The sequence below is a fragment of the Falsiroseomonas bella genome (assembly GCF_003173615.1).
GTDB classification, from domain to species: domain Bacteria; phylum Pseudomonadota; class Alphaproteobacteria; order Acetobacterales; family Acetobacteraceae; genus Falsiroseomonas; species Falsiroseomonas bella.
In genome coordinates this window covers 75488-91887 of sequence record NZ_QGNA01000002.1, presented here as the reverse complement: position 1 = coordinate 91887, position 16400 = coordinate 75488, and the positions used below count along the sequence as shown (strand labels likewise).

Below are 16400 nucleotides of genomic sequence, written 5' to 3'. Positions count from 1 at the left end.
ACTGCCGCAGCAAAGCTGCGGCAGGGCACCGGGGGGCTGCGGCTGCCAGGGCACCAGCAAAGGATCTGGCGCGCTTGGATCTGTCAGGCCTTTTCGCGCAGGTCCTGAACGGCCTGCAGTATGGGTTGCTGCTGTTCCTGATCAGCAGCGGGCTCACGCTGATCTTCGGCGTGATGGGCGTGATCAACCTCGCGCATGGGTCGATGTTCATGATCGGCGCCTATCTTGCCTATGTCATCGCGAGCCTGACGGGCGCGCTCTGGCTGGCGCTGCCGCTCGCGGTGCTCGGCGGGCTGGCCATGGGCGCGGCGCTGGAAGCGGGGCTGTTCCGCCGCTTCTACAAGCGCGAGCATCTCGACCAGGTGCTGCTGACCTTCGCGCTGATCCTGCTATTCGAGGAAGCGCGCTCCGCCATGCTCGGCAACGACTTCCACGCCGTGCCGGTGCCGGCGATCCTGGACTTCTCCGTGCCCGTCACTGCGGAGTTCGCCTATTCGGCCTACAGGCTGGCGGTACTGGTGGTGTGCCTGTTCGTCGCCCTGCTGATGTTCCTCGGCATCGAGCGCACGCGCATCGGCTCCGCGGTGCGGGCCGCGGCGGAGAAGCCGGAGATGGTGGACCTGCTCGGCCTCGATGCGCGGCGCATCCACCTGCTGGTCTTCGCCGTCGGGACAGCGCTCGCCATGCTCGCGGGCGCGCTGGCCGCGCCGCTGCAGAGCGTCTATCCGAACATGGGCGAGAGTTTTCTGATCATCTGCTTCGTCGTCGTCGTGGTGGGCGGCGTGGGCTCGATCGCCGGCGCCTTCTGGGCGGCGCTGCTGATCGGGCTGGTGGACACGCTGGGCAAGGCGTATCTGCCGGAGATCGCGGGGCTCGTGGTCTATCTGCTGATGGCCGGCGTGCTGCTCTGGCGGCCCTCGGGCCTGTTCGCCCCCGGGCGATGAGGGGCCGCTGAGATGCTCGTCGCGGGCCGCACCGGAACGCTGCTTCTGCTGCTCGGCGCGGCGGTGGTCGCCTCGATGCCCTGGTGGGCGTCGTCGTATCACCTGCAGCTTGCCTCGACCGCGCTGGTCTCCGCGATGTTCGCGCTGAGCCTGCAGCTGCTGGTCGGCGGCGCGGGCATGGTGAGCCTGGGTCACGCCGCCTTCTTCGGCGTCGGCGCCTATGCCGTCTATCTGCTGCCGCCGGGGCTTTCGATCGGGCTGACGCTGCCGGCGGCGGCGCTGCTGGCGGGGGTGGCCGCGCTGCCGGTCGGCGCACTCAGCCTGCGCACGCGCGGCTTCTTCTTCCTGATGGTGACGCTCGCCTTCGGGCAGATGCTGTTCTTCCTGTTCCACGACACGCCGCTCGGCGGCGGCAAGGACGGCGTCTTCGTCACGCGGCCCGCCTTCGAGATCTTCGGCCTCCTATGGGAGGTGCCGCGCCGGCAGCGCGCGCAGGTGCTGCTCTGGGTCAATCTCGGCCTGCTGATCGCGATGTATGCGGCGCTGGCCGCGCTGATGCGCACGCTGTTCGGCCATGCGCTGCTCGGCATCCGCGCGAACGAGGACCGGATGCAGGCGCTGGGCTACGACACGCGGCGGATCAAGCTGGTTGCCTTCGTGATCGCGGGCGCGCTGGCGGGCATATCCGGCCATATGTGGGCGATGACCGAGGCCTTCGTGAACCCCGAATTCCTCTCCTGGCACCGCAGCGCGGAGGCGCTGCTGATGGTGCTGCTGGGCGGCATCGGCGCGCTGCACGGCCCGATCCTCGGCGCCTTCGCCTATGTCGGCCTTGGCGAGGCCGCGACGCTGATCACCGAACGGCAGCGCCTGGTCGAAGGGCTGGTGTTCCTGGCCGTCGTGCTGCTGCTGCCGAAGGGCCTCGCGGGCCTCCTGCCGCGCGGGAAGGAGGGCGGGCGATGAGCGCGCTGGAAGCGGAGGCGCTGACGCGACGCTTCGGCGGCCTCACCGCCGTGGCCGATGTCTCGCTCTCGATCGCGGTCGGCGAACTGCACGCCGTCATCGGGCCGAACGGCGCGGGCAAGTCCACGCTGGTGAACCTGCTCTCCGGCACGCTGCCGCCAAGCTCGGGCCGCTTTCGCCTGGGCGGGCAGGACGTGACGGGCTGGCCGAGCTGGCGCCTGGCGCAGGCCGGCATCGGCCGCAGCTTTCAGCGCACCAACGTGCTGCGTGAGATGAGCGTCTTCGAGAATGTGCGGCTGGCCGCGCAGGCCGCGGGTTTCGCGCCCGGGCTCTGGCTGCGCCGCGCCAAGCGCGCGGCCGCGCCGATCGAGGCCGCGCGCGCTGCGCTGGCCCGCGTCGGGCTGGAGCGGGAGGGCATCGCCGGCACGCTCAGCCATGGCGAGCTGCGCCTGCTGGAGATCGCCATGGCGCTGGCCACCCACCCGCGCGTGCTGCTGCTGGACGAGCCGCTGGCCGGCATGGGGCCGGAGGAAGGCGAGCGCGTGGCGGCGCTGCTGAAGGAGCTTGCGCGCGACCATGCCGTGCTGCTGATCGAGCACGACATGGATTTCGTCTTCGCGGTCGCGGATTCGATGACGGTGATGGTGGATGGCCGCGTGCTGGAACAGGGCACGCCGACTGCGATCCGTGCATCGGACGCGGTGCGCGAAGCCTATCTCGGTACCGACGCATGACGCCCCCCATCCTCGAAGCGCGCGGCCTGCAGGCGGGGTATGGCGAAGGGCTCGTGCTGCGCGGGGTGGACATCGCGGTGCGGCCCGGCGAGGCGATCGGGCTCATGGGCCGCAACGGCATGGGGAAGACCACGCTGATCCGCACCCTGCTCGGCCAGCTGCCCGCGCGCGCCGGACAGGTGCTGGCGGACGGGCGGGACATCACGCGCGAAGCCACCTTCCGCCGCGCGCAGCGCGGCATCGCCGTGGTGCCGGAAGGCCGCGGCGTGTTCGCGTCGCTCAGCGTGATGGAGAACCTGCTTCTCGCCGCGCGGCCCGACGCGGATGGCCGCACGCCCTGGCCGCTGGAACGCGTGCTGACCACCTTCCCCCGCCTGGCGCAGCGCGCGCGCAACCGCGGCGACCAGCTTTCGGGCGGCGAGCAGCAGATGCTCGCGATCGGCCGCGCGCTGATGACCAATCCGCGCCTCCTGATCCTGGACGAGGCGACGGAAGGCCTGGCACCGCTGCTGCGTGACGAGATCTGGCGCACCATCCGCACGATCCGCGAGGCCGGGCTGGCCTGCATCGTCGTGGACAAGACCGTCGGCGCCGTGCTGTCCGTGGTGGACCGGGCGGAGATCCTGGTGAAAGGCTCACTGGTCTGGTCCGGCCGGCCGGACGCGCTGCGCGCCGATCCGGAGTTGATGCACCGCCACCTGGGAGTGTGACCCCATGTCGCTTGCAGCTTTCGAGGCGAAGATCAAGGACGTGACCGCGGCCATCGCAGGGCTGCCTGTCGAGCCGGATCTGGCGGAAACACTGGCAGAAAGGTTTCCGCCGGGATCGGAGACCTTCGAGGCGCTGAAGGCGCTCTGCCGCCAGGGCATCGCGGAAGGCTGGCTCTGCCAGCGCGAAGCCGGCGGCATCCGCTTCGGCCGCCCCGTGAAGCCAGGCCCCGACACCGCTGGCTACAGCGTGGACGTGGTGCTGATGGACAGCCTCGCGGGCCCGCATCACAGCCATCCGAACGGCGAGATCGACATGATCATGCCGGAGACGCCGGGCGCGGCCTTCGACGGCAAGGGCGAGGGCTGGCTGGTCTATGGGCCGGGAACCGCGCATCACCCGACCGTGTCCGGCGGCCGCGCGATCGTGCTGTATCTGCTGCCCCAGGGCGCCATCCAGTTCACGAAGGGCTAGCGGCCCGCCAAACGGGAAGGCTTCCATGACAAACGCCGTCGCCTGGTTCCTCGATCGCCATGTGGACGAAGGCCGCGGCCAGTCGCCGGCCTTCGTCGATCTCCATCGCAGCGTCACCTATGAGCAGCTTGCGCGGACCTCCGCGCGCGTGGCCGGCGGCCTGGCGGCGGCGGATGTCGGGCGCGAAAGGCGGCTCGCGATGCTCATGCTCGACACCGTGGATTTCCCGGCGGTGTTCTGGGGCGCGCTCCGCGCCGGCGTCGTGCCCATCCCCATCAACACGCTGCTGCCGGCCGAGCAGGTCGCCTACATCCTGCAGGACAGCCGGGCGGAGGCGCTGGTCGTCTCCGCGCCGCTGCTGCCGGCGCTGCGGCATGTCCTCGCGCGGCTGGATGCGCTGAAGCTGGTGCTGGTGGCGTCCATGGACGGCTCGCCTGCGGCCGGACTGAAGGGGAACGAGCGCGACTTCGGCGGCTTCGTCGCGCAGGCGCTGCCGGCGGCGATCGCGGTGGAGGCCTCGGACGACGAGGTCGCCTTCTGGCTGTACTCCTCCGGCTCCACCGGCGCGCCGAAGGGCGTGAAGCATGTCCATGCGAGTTTGAAGGCGACGGCGGACACCTATGCCGACCAGGTGCTGGGCATCACGCGCGACGATGTGTGCTTTTCCGCGGCGAAGCTGTTCTTCGCCTATGGCCTCGGCAACGCCATGACCTTCCCGATGCATGTCGGCGCCTGCGCCGCGCTGCTGCCGGACCGGCCCACGCCGGACAGCGTCATGGCGACGATGCAGCGCCACAAGCCCACGATGTTCTTCGGCGTGCCGACGCTCTACGCCGCTATGCTGGCGAACCCGGCGCTGACGCGCGGCGCCGGCTCGCCGCGCCTGCGCCGCTGCGTCTCCGCCGGCGAGGCGCTGCCGGAGCATGTCGGGCTGCGCTGGAACGAGGCGGTGGGCGTGCACATCCTGGACGGCATCGGCAGCACGGAGATGCTGCACATTTTCGTCTCCAACCAGCCCGGGAAAATCCGCTACGGCAGCTCCGGCATCGCCGTGCCCGGCTATGAGCTTCGCATCGTGGACGAGCACGACCGCGACGTGGCCGATGGCGAGACGGGCGAGCTTCTGGTGAACGGCCCGAGCGCGGCAGAGGGCTACTGGAACCAGCGGGCGAAATCGCGCCGCACCTTCCAGGGCGAATGGACGCGCACCGGCGACAAGTATCTGCGCGACGCCGAGGGCTTCTATCGCTACCAGGGCCGCGCCGACGACATGTTCAAGGTCAGCGGCATCTGGGTCAGCCCCTTCGAGGTGGAGGCCGCGCTCGTCTCGCATGACGCGGTGCAGGAAGCGGCCGTGATCGGGCGCGAGGATGCGGACGGGCTGGTGAAGCCGATGGCTTTCGTCGTCCTCAAGGGCGGCGGCATCGCCGGGGAGAAGCTGGTCGCGGAACTGCAGGCGCATGTGAAGGCCTCGGCCGGTCCTTGGAAGTATCCACGCTGGATCGAGGTGGTGGAGGACCTGCCCAAGACCGCCACCGGCAAGATCCAGCGCTTCCGGCTGCGCGAACGCTTCGCGAGCCACACGTGAAGGACGTCTCCTTCGACCTCGACGGTCGCCGCATCGAGGCGGCGTGGTGGGGACCGGGGCCAGAGGAGGCTCCGACGCTCGTGCTGCTGCATGAGGGGCTGGGCTGCGTCGCGCTGTGGCGCGACGTGCCGGCGACGCTGGCGGCGATGACGGGCTTCGGCGTCATGGCCTGGTCGCGCCTGGGCTACGGCCAGTCCGACAGCGTGGCCCTGCCTCGCCCGCTCACCTACATGCATGACGAGGCGCGCGACATGCTCGGCCGCGTGCTGGATGCGCAGCGCATCCGCCGCTGCATCCTCGTCGGCCATTCGGACGGCGCCTCCATCGCGCTGATCTATGCCGGCTCCCACCAGGACCGCCGCGTGCGCGGCATCGCGCTGCTCGCGCCGCATGTCATGGTGGAGCCCTTCTGCATCGGCGAGATCGAGCGCGCGCGGGATCGCTGGAACACCACCGACCTGCGGGAGCGCCTGCGGAAATACCATCGCGACCCCGACGCCGCCTTCCTCGGCTGGAACGGCGCCTGGCTCGATCCGGGCTTTCCCGCCGTGCTCGACCTGCAGCCGGAGATCGCGCATGTGCGCGTGCCGATCCTGGTGGTCCAGGGCGCAGCCGACCCCTACGGCACGCTGGAACACCTGCACGTCATCGAGCGCGAGACCTACTGCCCCGTGGACCGCCTGGTGCTGCCGGGGGTGGGCCACGCGCCGCATCTGGAGGCGCCGAGGCCGACGCTGGACGCGGTCTCCGACTTTGCCAACCGCCTTTTCCGGGTTCATGAGCCGGCAGAATAATGCATCTTTCTGCTTGCATCGGGCAGAACGCCTGCATTATTTAGCATCCCACGAGGGCAGGAAACGCGCATGGCACGCATCGACTTCCAGACGGAGCCGAGCCGCTGGCGCCATTGGCGCCTGGAACTCGATGGGCCCGTCGCGAATCTGATCATGGACGTGGATGCGAATGGCAGCCTGTTCGACGGCGTCGAGCTAAAGCTCAACTCCTACGATCTCGGCGTGGACATCGAGCTGCATGACGCGATCCAGCGCCTGCGCTTCGAGCACCCGGAGGTCGGCGCGGTCGTCATCCGCTCCGGCAAGGAGAACGTGTTCTGCGCCGGCGCGAATATCCGGATGCTCGGCAAGGCGACTCACGGGCACAAGGTGAATTTCTGCAAGTTCACCAACGAGACGCGCTGCGCGATTGAGGACGCAACCCACAACTCCGGCCAGTTCTACATCGCGGCTGTGAACGGCGCCTGCGCCGGCGGTGGCTATGAGCTGGCGGTCGCGGCGGACTACGTCATGCTGATCGATGATCGGCGGTCCTCGGTCGCGCTGCCGGAGACGCCGTTGCTCGCCGTGCTGCCCGGCACCGGCGGGCTGACGCGCGTGACGGACAAGCGGAAGGTGCGGCGCGATCTTGCTGACGTCTTCTGCTCAATCGAGGAAGGCGTGCGCGGCAAGCGCGCGGTGGATTGGCGCCTGGTGGACGAGGTGGTGCCGCCCTCCGCCTGGGCCGAGCGCGTGCGGCAACGCGCGCAGGAATTCGCCGCGAAGACCGATCGGCCGCAGGACGCGAAGGGCGTTGCGCTAACGCCGCTCGACCGCCGCTTCGAGGGCGAGCAGGTGATCTATTCCCGCGTGCGCGTGGAATGCGACCGCGCCGCCGGCCGCGCGACGGTCACCGTGATGGGGCCGGAGGCCGCGCCGCCCGCAGGCCTCGACGCCGCCAAGGACGCGCAGTTCTGGCCGCTGCGCGTCGCGCGGGAGCTGGACGACGCGATCCTGCATCTGCGCACCAACGAACCCGAGCTCGGCCTGATTACCTTCCGCACCGAGGGCGACGCCGCGCTGGTGCTGGCGCATGACGCCTTCCTGGATGCGCACGCGGGCGACTGGTTCATCCGCGAGGTCCGCCACTACCTCAAGCGCGTGCTGAAGCGCGTGGACATGACCTCGCGCAGCCTGGTCGCGCTGGTCGAGCCCGGCAGTTGCTTCGCCGGCACGCTGGCCGAGCTCGCCTTCGCCGCGGACCGTGCGGTGATGCTGTCGGGCAAGCGCGAGGGCGACAACCGCCCGCCGGCCGCGATCACGCTGTCTTCGATGAATTTCGGCGCCTATCCCATGTCCAATGACCTCACGCGCCTGCAGGCCCGCTTCTGGGGCGAGCCGGCGAGCGTGGACCGCGCGAAGGAGGCCATCGGCGAGAAGCTGGACGCCGAGCGCGCAGAAGAACTCGGGCTGGTCACCATGACCTTTGACGAGATCGATTGGGACGACGAGGTCCGCATCATGCTCGAGGAGCGCGCGAGCTTCTCGCCCGACGCACTGACGGGGATGGAGGCTAACCTCCGCTTCGTCGGGCCGGAGACGATGGAGACGCGCATCTTCGGCCGCCTGACGGCCTGGCAGAACTGGATCTTCCAGCGCCCCAACGCGGTCGGCGCGGAAGGCGCGTTGAAGCTCTACGGATCGGGCGTGAAGCCCAACTACGACAAGCAGCGCGTTTAGCGCGTCCGATCGCCGCAGCGCTGCAGGCGCGAAGGCGTGAATCGGCCGCGTAAACGATATGGAGGACACGCAGATGCCCGACGGCATGAACGTCAACTATGACGGCCTGATCCCGAACAACGTGGACCTCAACAGCGACGCGCGCGTGCGCAAGGCGCTGGAGACCTGGCATCCCGGCTACATCGACTGGTGGAAGGACATGGGGCCGGAGGGCTTCCAGGAATCCCTGGTCTATCTGCGCACCGCCATCAGCGTGGACCCGAAGGGCTGGGCGAAGTTCGACTATGTGAAGATGCCCGAGTACAAGTGGGGCATCCTGCTCGCGCCCGCGGTGCCGGACCGCAAGATCGGCTTCGGCCACCACAAGGGCGAACCCGCCTGGCAGGAAGTGCCGGGCGAATACCGTTCCATGCTGCGCCGCCTGCTGGTGATCCAGGGCGACACGGAGCCGGCCTCCGTCGAGCAGCAGCGCCACCTCGGCAAGACCGCGCCCTCACTCTACGACATGCGCAACCTCTTCCAGGTGAACGTCGAAGAGGGCCGGCATCTCTGGGCGATGGTCTATCTGCTCCAGAAATACTTCGGGAAGGACGGGCGCGAGGAGGCGGAGGAGCTGCTGCGCCGCCGCTCGGGCCACCAGGACACGCCGCGCATGCTCGGCGCCTTCAACGAGGCGACGCCGGACTGGCTGTCCTTCTTCATGTTCACCTTCTTCACCGACCGCGACGGCAAGATGCAGTTGGAGGCGCTCGCCCAGTCCGGCTTCGACCCACTGTCGCGCACCTGCCGCTTCATGCTGACGGAAGAGGCGCACCACATGTTCGTCGGCGAGACCGGCGTGATGCGCGTGGTGGAGCGCACCTGCCAGGCCATGAAGGATGCCGGCATCCAGGACGCGCATGACATCGAGAAGGTCCGCGCCCTCGGTGTCATCGACCTGCCGACCATCCAGAAGAAGATGAACCTGCACTTCTCGCTGACGCTGGACCTGTTCGGCAGCGAGGTCAGCACCAATGCGGCGAACGCCTACAATGCCGGCCTCAAGGGCCGCTACCGCGAGGACAAGATCGAGGACGACCACCGCCTGATCGACAGCACCTATCCCGTGCTGCGCTGCATCGACGGCCAGGTCGTGAAGGAGGACGTGCCCGCCCTCTCCGCGTTGAACATGCGGCTGCGCGACGACTATGTCGTGGACTGCCAGGGTGGCGTCGGGCGCTGGAACAAGGTGATCGAGAAGGCCGGCATCGCCTTCCAGCTCAAGCTGCCGAACGTCGCCTTCAACCGGAAGATCGGCGAGTTCAACAAGATCCACGCCGACCCCGAGGGCCGCGTGATCGATGCCGGCACCTGGGGCGCGAAGCGCGACGAATGGCTGCCGTCCACGGACGACAACCTCTTCATCACCGCGCTGATGCAGCCCGTGGACACCGCCGGCAACTACGCCAACTGGATCGCCGCGCCGAAGGTCGGCATCGACAACAAGCCCGGCCACTTCGAATACGTGAAGCTGCACGATTGAGCGCGGTGCAGGTGAGCTAAGCCGGGAGCGAATTATGGACGGGATGCAGAACTCCGAGGGCACGACCCTCAAGCAGCACCTGATCGACCCCGAGATCTGCATCCGCTGCAACACCTGCGAGGCGACCTGCCCGATCAATGCGATCACCCACGACGACAACAACTACGTCGTGGATGCGAACACCTGCAACGCCTGCGGCGACTGCATCTCCCCCTGCCCCACCGGCGCGATCGACAACTGGTTCAACGTCGCCAAGCCCTACTCGCTTGACGAGCAGTTCTCCTGGCAGGAATTGCCGCCGCGGCCGCCGGAACCGGCGCTCGCAGCCGCGGCCGCCGATGCCGAGGCCGCTGCGCTCTTCGCGGAAGCGCACAAGGGCGCCGGCGGTCCGGCGCGCGCCCCAAGCACGGCCGCGAAGCCGAAGGTGAACCTGTTCAATCGCGCGACGCCGGCGCAGGCGCGCGTCGCCGGCAACATCCGCGTGACGAAGTCCGGCACTTCCTCCGACGTCCACCACATCATCCTGGACTTCGGCTCGACGCCCTTCCCGGTCCTCGAAGGCCAGAGCATAGGCGTCGTCCCGCCCGGCCTCGACGCCACCGGCCGCCCGCACGCCATGCGGCTCTATTCCATCGCCAGCGCGCGCGACGGCGAGAAGCCCGGCGCGAACAACCTCGCACTCACCGTCAAGCGTGTCGCCGAGCCGCGCGAGGATGGCAGCGTCTTCCGCGGCGTCGCCTCAAATTGGCTGTGCGACCTCAAGGTCGGCGACAGCCTCGGCGTGATCGGACCCTTCGGCACCACCTTCCTGCTGCCCGACGAGCCCGAGGCCGATGTCGTGATGATCTGCACCGGCACGGGCTCGGCGCCCTTCCGCGGCTTCACCGAACGCCGCCGGCGCATCGCACAGGCCGGCAGCGGGAAGCTGCATCTCTACTTCGGCGCGCGCACGCCGCAGGAACTGCCCTATTTCGGCCCGCTCCAGAAAGTGCCGGCCGAGGTGCTGGCGCAGGAACTCGTCTACAGCCGCTTGCCCGGCGCGCCCAAGGAATACGTGCAGGACCGCATGCGCGCGCGCAGCGCCGAGCTCGGCGCGCTTCTCGCGAAGCCGCGCACCCACATCTATGTCTGCGGCCTGCGCGGGCTGGAAGCCGGCGTGGATCAGGCGCTGACGGAGATCGCGGCGGCGCGCGGAATGGACTGGCCGGCGGTCCGCGCGGCGATGCGCGAGGAAGGCCGGTTCCATGTCGAGACCTATTGAGGGCAAGGCCTACCCCTTCATCCACGCCCGGCGCATCCGCTGGGGCGAGTCCGATCCGGCGCGCATCGCCTACACCGCGCGCTTCCTGGATTTCGCGATGGACGCGATCGAGGCCTTCTTCACCGACCGCCTCGGCGTCAGCTTCTACGAGTTCAACGTGGACATGGGCTCCGGCTCGCCCTTCGTGCGGGTCGAGCTGGATTTCCGCAGCCCCGTCACGCCGCGCGACACGCTGGAGACCGAGGTGCGGATCGCCAGGCTCGGCGGGTCCTCCGTGACCTTCGTCGTCATCGGGCGCGTCGGCGACCGCGTTTCCTATGAGGGCCGGCTGGTCTGCGCCTTCGTGGATTCGACGGGCGAGAAGATGAAGCCGATCCCCATCCCGCCCGAATTCCGCGCGAAGCTGGAAGCGGACGTGCTGCCCGGCTGATCAGGCGCGGGCCAGCAAAGGCAGCGTCAGCAGCGCCTCCAGCACCTGCTCGACGCCGCGGCCGGAGGTCTCCACCGTGTAGTCGGCGCGCGCGTAGAGCGGCGCGCGGCTTTCCAGGATCGCGCGCAGATCCTCCATGGCGCGGCGATTGTCGCGCATCGGCCGCGTGTCGCCCTGCGCGATGACGCGCCGCATATGGTCCTCCGGCGTCGCTCGCAGCCAGACGGTGAGGCAGCTGTCGAGCAGCAGGCCGAAGGTCGCGGGCTCCGCCACGATGCCGCCGCCGGCCGCGATCACCGCGGGCTGGTCCTGCCGCACCAGGCGATGCAGCGCCGCCTGTTCCAGCCGCCGGAACCCCTCCTGCCCGTGCACGGCGAAGATGTCGGACAGCTCCATCCGGCCTTCGCGTTCCACCTCCCGGTCGAGCTCGACGAAATCCACGCCGAGCCGCTCCGCCAGCAGGCGGCCAAGCGTGGACTTGCCCGCGCCGCGCAGCCCGATCAGCGCGATGCGCTGCGTGCGGGAGGGCGCCGGCGTTCCGCCGAAATGCTGCAGCAGCAAGCGCCGCGCCTCGGCCAGGCGTGCCTCCGGCAGTTGCGCCAGGAACTTGTCGAGCAGCGCGTGCTCCACGCTGCGCTCCGCACGCTCAGCCGTCAGCTCGTCGGCGCCGATGCCCAGCGCACGCGCGATGCGGCGCAGCAGCAGGATGGAGATGTTGCCGCTGCCGAGCTCCACCTGCGCGATGTGCCGCTCCGAGACGCGGGAGAGCCGCGCGAGGTCGCGGCGCGTCACGCCGCGCCGCGCGCGGATGGTGCGCAGGCGGCTGCCGAGGGCGCGCAGGAAGGCCTCGTCGTCCGGCTCGCCATCGGCCGGTGCGGGGCGTTGCGGGGTTTCGCCAGACATCGCCCGCAGCATAGGCCAGGTCGCGCGCGCCGGGCAGACGCACGCGTGCTGCGCTCAGCGATAGGCGGCGATGATCGCCTGCGTGCCGACCTCGCCGCCGAGTTCCGCCTGGACGCGCTCGAACAGCCGGCGGGACTGCGCCATGCCCGGCAGGTCGAGGCCCATCGCCTCGGCTTCGGCCATGGCGATGCCGAGGTCCTTGAGGAAGTGCTTCACCATGAAGCCTGGCGCGAAATCGCCCACCAGCATCTTCGGTCCCATCACGTTGAGCTGCGTGGAGCCCGCCGCGCCAGGCGCCAGCGCCGCCAGCACCGATTCGCCATCGAGGCCCGCGCGGCGCGCGTAGGAGACGGCCTCGGCCACGCCCATCACGGCGGAGGCGATGGCGATCTGGTTCGCCATCTTGGTGTGCTGGCCGGCGCCCGGCCCGCCCATGTGGCGGATCGTCTTGCCCATTTTCTCGAACACGGGTTGCGCGCGCGCGAACGCGTCCGCCGCGCCGCCGACCATGATGGAGAGCGCCGCGTTGCGCGCGCCGACATCGCCGCCGGAGACCGGCGCATCCAGCGCCGCGCAGCCCCGCGACGCGGCCTTCTCGGCCAGCGCCACAGCCAGGCGCGGCGAGGAGGTGGTCATGTCGATCAGCAGCGTGCCGGGCTTGGCGCCGGCCAACAGGCCATCGGCACCGAGCCAGACCTGCTCCACATCCTGCGGGAAGCCCACGATGGTGATGACGATGTCGGAGGCGGCGGCCAGCGCGGCCGGCGTCTCCGCCCAGGTCGCGCCGGCCTGCAGCAGCGCCTGCACGCCCGCCCCGCGCGAGCGGTTGGCGATGGTCATGGGATGGCCGGCGGCGCGAAGATGGCCGGCCATCGCGCCGCCCATGATGCCGAGCCCCATGAAGCCGATGCGGGGAAGCGTGTCGTTGCTCATGCCTTGTCCTTCGCGGCCTGCAGCGCCGCCCAGATGCGGGCCGGCGTCGCCGGCTGGCTTTCGAGATGCGCGCCGGTCTGCGCCAGCGCGTCGTTGACGGCGTTCATCAGCGCGCCGATGCCGCCCATCGTCCCGCCCTCCGCCATGCCCTTGATCCCGGCCGGCGTGCGCGGGTTCGGCGTGTCGTGGTGGGAGAGCGTGAAATCGGGCAGATCGGCGGCGCGCGCAAGGGCGTAGTCCATGAAGGAACCGGCGAGCGCCTGGCCGTCCTCGCCATAGGCGGCGTGCTCCATCATGGCGCCCGACAGGCCCATCGCCGTCGCGCCATGCGTCTGGCCCTCGACGACGAGCGGGTTGATGCGCGTGCCGGAATCCTCGGCGACGACGTAGCGCAGGATGCGCAGCGCGCCGGTGGCGGGCTCGATCTCCACCGCGCAGGCATGCGTGCTGTTGGTGTAGGTCATCGCCGGCGGATCGAAGGCGAGCACCGTGTGCAGCCCGGGCTCCATGCCCGGCGGCAGGCGCAGCGGATCGAGATGCGCGGTGCGCGCCACCTGCGCGAGCGTGAGGCCCGTGTCGGCCCAGGCGCCTTCCACCTGGCGCAGCACGCGACCTTCGCGCAGGTCGAGACCGTCGGCGCTGTTGAGGTCGAGCATCGCCGCGGCGATCGCCAGCACCTTCGCCTTCAGCCGCTGCCCGGCCATGTAGAGCGCGCCGCCGCCCGCCGCCGCGCCGCGGCTGCCGCGGCTGCCCATGCCGTATGGCGCGATGTCGCTGTTGCCGATCTGGATCACCAGGTCATCGAAGGCGGCACCGAGGCCCGCGGCGGCGGCCTGCGCCAGCGTCGTCTCGTAGCCCTGCCCCGATCCCATCAGCCCGCAGGAGGCGATGACGGCGCCGGAGGGTTCCACGCGGACCGTCGCGACCTCATGGCCCGATCCTGGAATGCCGGCCGACCTGTAGAAGGCAGAGCCGTAGGTGGTGCTTTCCACCACGGTGCAGAGGCCGATGCCGAGCAGCGTCTCGCGCTTCTGCGCCTGCTGCGCGCGCAGCGCGTCGTAGCCGAGCGTGTCGGCGGCGGCATCCAGCGTGGCGCGCGGGGTCAGCGCGTCGTAGCGCTCGCCGGTCGCGGTGATGAAGGGCAGGTCGGCGTCGGCGATGGAGTTGATCCGCCGCACATCCAGCGGATCGAGGTCGAGTTCGCGCGCGATGGCGTCCATCGTCCCCTCCATGATCCAGGAGGTGACGGCCATCGGCGCGCGCATCGGGCCGGCGGGGCATTTGTTGGTCAGCCAGACCTGCACGTCGTAGCCGTATTCCTTCACACGATAAGGCCCCGGCAGGATCATCGCGACGACGCGCGCCATGTAGTTGGCGGGAAAGAAGGCCCAGGCGCCGAAATCGGCCTCGATGGCGCAGGTGAGGCCGAGCAGGCGGCCATCGGCGCTGACGGCCGCGCGGGTGGTGACGATCTCCTCGCGCGCCATCATCGCGGCGGTGAGATTTTCGCCACGCGTTTCGCGCCAGCGCACCGGGCGGTTCAGCAGGCGGGACGCGGCAGCCAGGCAAAGATCTTCACGCAACGGAATGATCTTCTGGCCGAAGCCGCCGCCCATCTCCGGGCTGTCCACCGTGATCTGGAATTCCTTAAGGCCGAGCCGCGCGGCGACGGCGCTACGATAGGGATGCGGCGCCTGGGTGCCGACGCGCATGGTCAGGTGCTCGCGCCCCGCATCCCAGATCGCCAGCACGCCGCGCGGCTCCATCGGCACATGCGTCTGGCGGTGCTGGCCGAAGCGCGTCTCCACCACGCGATCCGCGCGCGCGAAGGCGGCGTCGAGGCCTTGCGTCGCGAAGACCTGGTGCGAGACGCGGTTGCCCGGAACCGCCGGGTCCACGAGGGCGGCGGCTTCCTTTGCCTGGGCGATGCTCGCGATGGCGGGCAGCGGGTCCCACGCCACCTGCACCAGCTCCGCCGCGTCCTCGGCGGCGATGCGCGTCTCCGCCAGCACCAGCGCGACGGGATCGCCGACGAGGCGCGCCGCTTCTACCGGCAGCACCGGCATCTCCATCGGCAGCAGGCCCTCGATCGGCGGCGCCATGCGCAGCGGCGCGACCAGCGCGTTCAGCTCGCGCCCGGTGAGTACGGCGACCACCCCCGCAACGCCGCGCGCCGCATCGCTGTCGATACCGCCGATCCGTGCATGCGGATGCGGGCTGCGCACGAAGACCGCGTGCAGGCAGCCCGGCGGCGCGGCGATGTCGTCCAGGAAACGGCCCTGGCCCATCAGCAGGCGCCGGTCCTCGCGCCGGCGCAGCGGACGGCCGAGGACGCCGCCCGGTTCGGGGGGCGGCGGGACGCTCACAGCCGCGCTTCCGTCTGCTTGTCGAATAGATGCAGCCGTGCAGGGTCCACCCCGAAGCTGATGGTGTCGCCCGAGCGCGCACGCCATTCCTTCGCGACGCGCAAGGTGAGCGGCACGTCGCCTGGCGCCACCACCTCCAGCAGCGTCTCCGAGCCGAGCGGCGAGACGAGGTCCACCCGCGCCTCGATGCTGGCGAGGCCGGGCGCGGGCGCGCCCACATCCTCCGGCCGCAGCCCGAGCATCACCGCGCGCCCCGGCGCCGCGGCGCCTGCCGGCAGCGCGATGCGCATCGGGCCGCGGGCGAAGCTGCCATCGGGCGCGATCTCGCCCTTGATCAGGTTGATCTGCGGGCTGCCGAGGAAGCTGGCGACGAAGGTGTTGGCCGGGCGGCCATAGATGCCCTCGGGCGTGTCGAGCTGCTGAATCAGCCCGCCGCGCATCACCGCGATGCGGTCGGCGAGCGTCATCGCCTCCGCCTGGTCATGCGTGACATAGACGAAGGTAGCCTGCAGGCGCTGGTGCAGGTGCTTGATCAGGCTGCGCATGGAAAGCCGCAGCGCGGCGTCGAGGTTGGACAGCGGCTCGTCCATCAGGAAGACGCTTGGCTTGCGCACGATGGCGCGGCCGAGCGCCACGCGCTGCCGCTGCCCACCGGACAGCTGGGAGGGGCGGCGATCCAGCAGATGCGCGATCTCCAACTGCTCCGCCACTTCCTGCACCGCGCGGTCGATCTCCGCGCGCGGCGTGCGGCGCAGAGCCAAGGGAAACGCGATGTTTTCGCGCACGGTCTTGTTCGGGTAGAGCGCGTAGGACTGGAAGACCATGGCGACTTCCCGCTTGTGCGGGGGCTGCCAGGTCACGTCCTTCTCGTCGAAGCGCAGAGTGCCGTCGCTGATCTCCTCGAGCCCCGCGATCATGTTCAGCGTGGTGGTCTTGCCGCAGCCGGAGGGGCCGAGCAGCACCATGAACTCGCCGTGCCGGATCGTCAGGTCCAGCCGGTCCACGGCGACGACGCTGCCATAGCGCTTTGTCAGCTGCTCGCAGGCGATGGTGGCCATGGC

General features: G+C 70.0%; 15 protein-coding genes. 11 read left to right on the top strand and 4 right to left on the bottom strand.

The genetic code is table 11. The features are described from left to right. Nucleotides 1-74: 74 nt before the first annotated feature. The 11 genes from DFH01_RS08775 (at nucleotide 75) to DFH01_RS08725 (ending at nucleotide 11137) form a co-directional block, all read left to right on the top strand. A complete protein-coding gene (locus tag DFH01_RS08775; RefSeq protein WP_109870077.1) occupies nucleotides 75-944 on the top strand; it encodes a branched-chain amino acid ABC transporter permease in 870 nt (289 codons plus the stop codon). A 12-nt stretch (nucleotides 945-956) separates the two neighbouring features. Further along, complete coding sequence (locus DFH01_RS08770; protein WP_109870076.1) at nucleotides 957-1907, top strand: branched-chain amino acid ABC transporter permease; 951 nt, start codon at nucleotides 957-959, stop codon at nucleotides 1905-1907. Then, on the top strand, nucleotides 1904-2641 hold the full coding sequence (locus DFH01_RS08765) for an ABC transporter ATP-binding protein (protein WP_109870075.1): 738 nt from the start codon (nucleotides 1904-1906) through the stop codon (nucleotides 2639-2641). Before DFH01_RS08770 ends, DFH01_RS08765 begins: the two co-directional genes overlap by 4 nt. Continuing rightward, a complete protein-coding gene (locus DFH01_RS08760) occupies nucleotides 2638-3351 on the top strand; it encodes an ABC transporter ATP-binding protein (protein WP_109870074.1) in 714 nt (237 codons plus the stop codon). The genes DFH01_RS08765 and DFH01_RS08760 overlap by 4 nt, the downstream gene beginning before the upstream one ends. Before the next feature lie 4 nt (nucleotides 3352-3355). Next, a complete protein-coding gene (locus DFH01_RS08755; protein ID WP_109870073.1) occupies nucleotides 3356-3823 on the top strand; it encodes a 4-hydroxylaminobenzoate lyase in 468 nt (155 codons plus the stop codon). A gap of 25 nt (nucleotides 3824-3848) precedes the next feature. Then, nucleotides 3849-5411, top strand: coding sequence for a benzoate-CoA ligase family protein (locus tag DFH01_RS08750; protein ID WP_109870072.1), 1563 nt, complete (start codon nucleotides 3849-3851; stop codon nucleotides 5409-5411). After that, nucleotides 5408-6205, top strand: coding sequence for an alpha/beta fold hydrolase (locus DFH01_RS08745; protein WP_109870071.1), 798 nt, complete (start codon nucleotides 5408-5410; stop codon nucleotides 6203-6205). The genes DFH01_RS08750 and DFH01_RS08745 overlap by 4 nt, the downstream gene beginning before the upstream one ends. 69 nt (nucleotides 6206-6274) lie before the next feature. Then, entirely contained in the window at nucleotides 6275-7924 is a 1650-nt protein-coding gene (boxC, locus tag DFH01_RS08740) for a 2,3-epoxybenzoyl-CoA dihydrolase (RefSeq protein ID WP_109870070.1), read from the top strand. A gap of 73 nt (nucleotides 7925-7997) precedes the next feature. Beyond that, on the top strand, nucleotides 7998-9446 hold the full coding sequence (gene boxB, locus DFH01_RS08735; RefSeq protein ID WP_233256038.1) for a benzoyl-CoA 2,3-epoxidase subunit BoxB: 1449 nt from the start codon (nucleotides 7998-8000) through the stop codon (nucleotides 9444-9446). 43 nt (nucleotides 9447-9489) lie between these two features. Next, nucleotides 9490-10707, top strand: coding sequence for a benzoyl-CoA 2,3-epoxidase subunit BoxA (gene boxA / locus DFH01_RS08730; protein WP_109870784.1), 1218 nt, complete (start codon nucleotides 9490-9492; stop codon nucleotides 10705-10707). After that, the gene (locus DFH01_RS08725; protein WP_109870069.1) at nucleotides 10691-11137 is read left to right on the top strand and encodes an acyl-CoA thioesterase; all 447 of its coding nucleotides are present in this window, start codon (nucleotides 10691-10693) and stop codon (nucleotides 11135-11137) included. The genes boxA and DFH01_RS08725 overlap by 17 nt, the downstream gene beginning before the upstream one ends. On the opposite strand, the gene DFH01_RS08720 is transcribed toward DFH01_RS08725, so the two are convergent. Genes DFH01_RS08720 through DFH01_RS08705 form a run of 4 tightly spaced genes read right to left on the bottom strand, consistent with a single transcriptional unit; the run spans nucleotide 11138 to nucleotide 16397 of the window. Beyond that, a complete protein-coding gene (locus tag DFH01_RS08720) occupies nucleotides 11138-12040 on the bottom strand; it encodes a helix-turn-helix transcriptional regulator (protein ID WP_109870783.1) in 903 nt (300 codons plus the stop codon). A 54-nt stretch (nucleotides 12041-12094) separates the two neighbouring features. Beyond that, the gene (locus DFH01_RS08715; RefSeq protein ID WP_109870068.1) at nucleotides 12095-12973 is read right to left on the bottom strand and encodes an NAD(P)-dependent oxidoreductase; all 879 of its coding nucleotides are present in this window, start codon (nucleotides 12971-12973) and stop codon (nucleotides 12095-12097) included. Beyond that, a complete protein-coding gene (locus DFH01_RS08710) occupies nucleotides 12970-15339 on the bottom strand; it encodes a xanthine dehydrogenase family protein molybdopterin-binding subunit (protein ID WP_158287676.1) in 2370 nt (789 codons plus the stop codon). The genes DFH01_RS08715 and DFH01_RS08710 overlap by 4 nt, the downstream gene beginning before the upstream one ends. Further along, nucleotides 15336-16397 (bottom strand): ABC transporter ATP-binding protein, encoded by a 1062-nt coding sequence (locus tag DFH01_RS08705; RefSeq protein WP_109870066.1) that lies wholly within the window; start codon nucleotides 16395-16397, stop codon nucleotides 15336-15338. The genes DFH01_RS08710 and DFH01_RS08705 overlap by 4 nt, the downstream gene beginning before the upstream one ends. Between the last annotated feature and the right edge of the window lie 3 nt (nucleotides 16398-16400).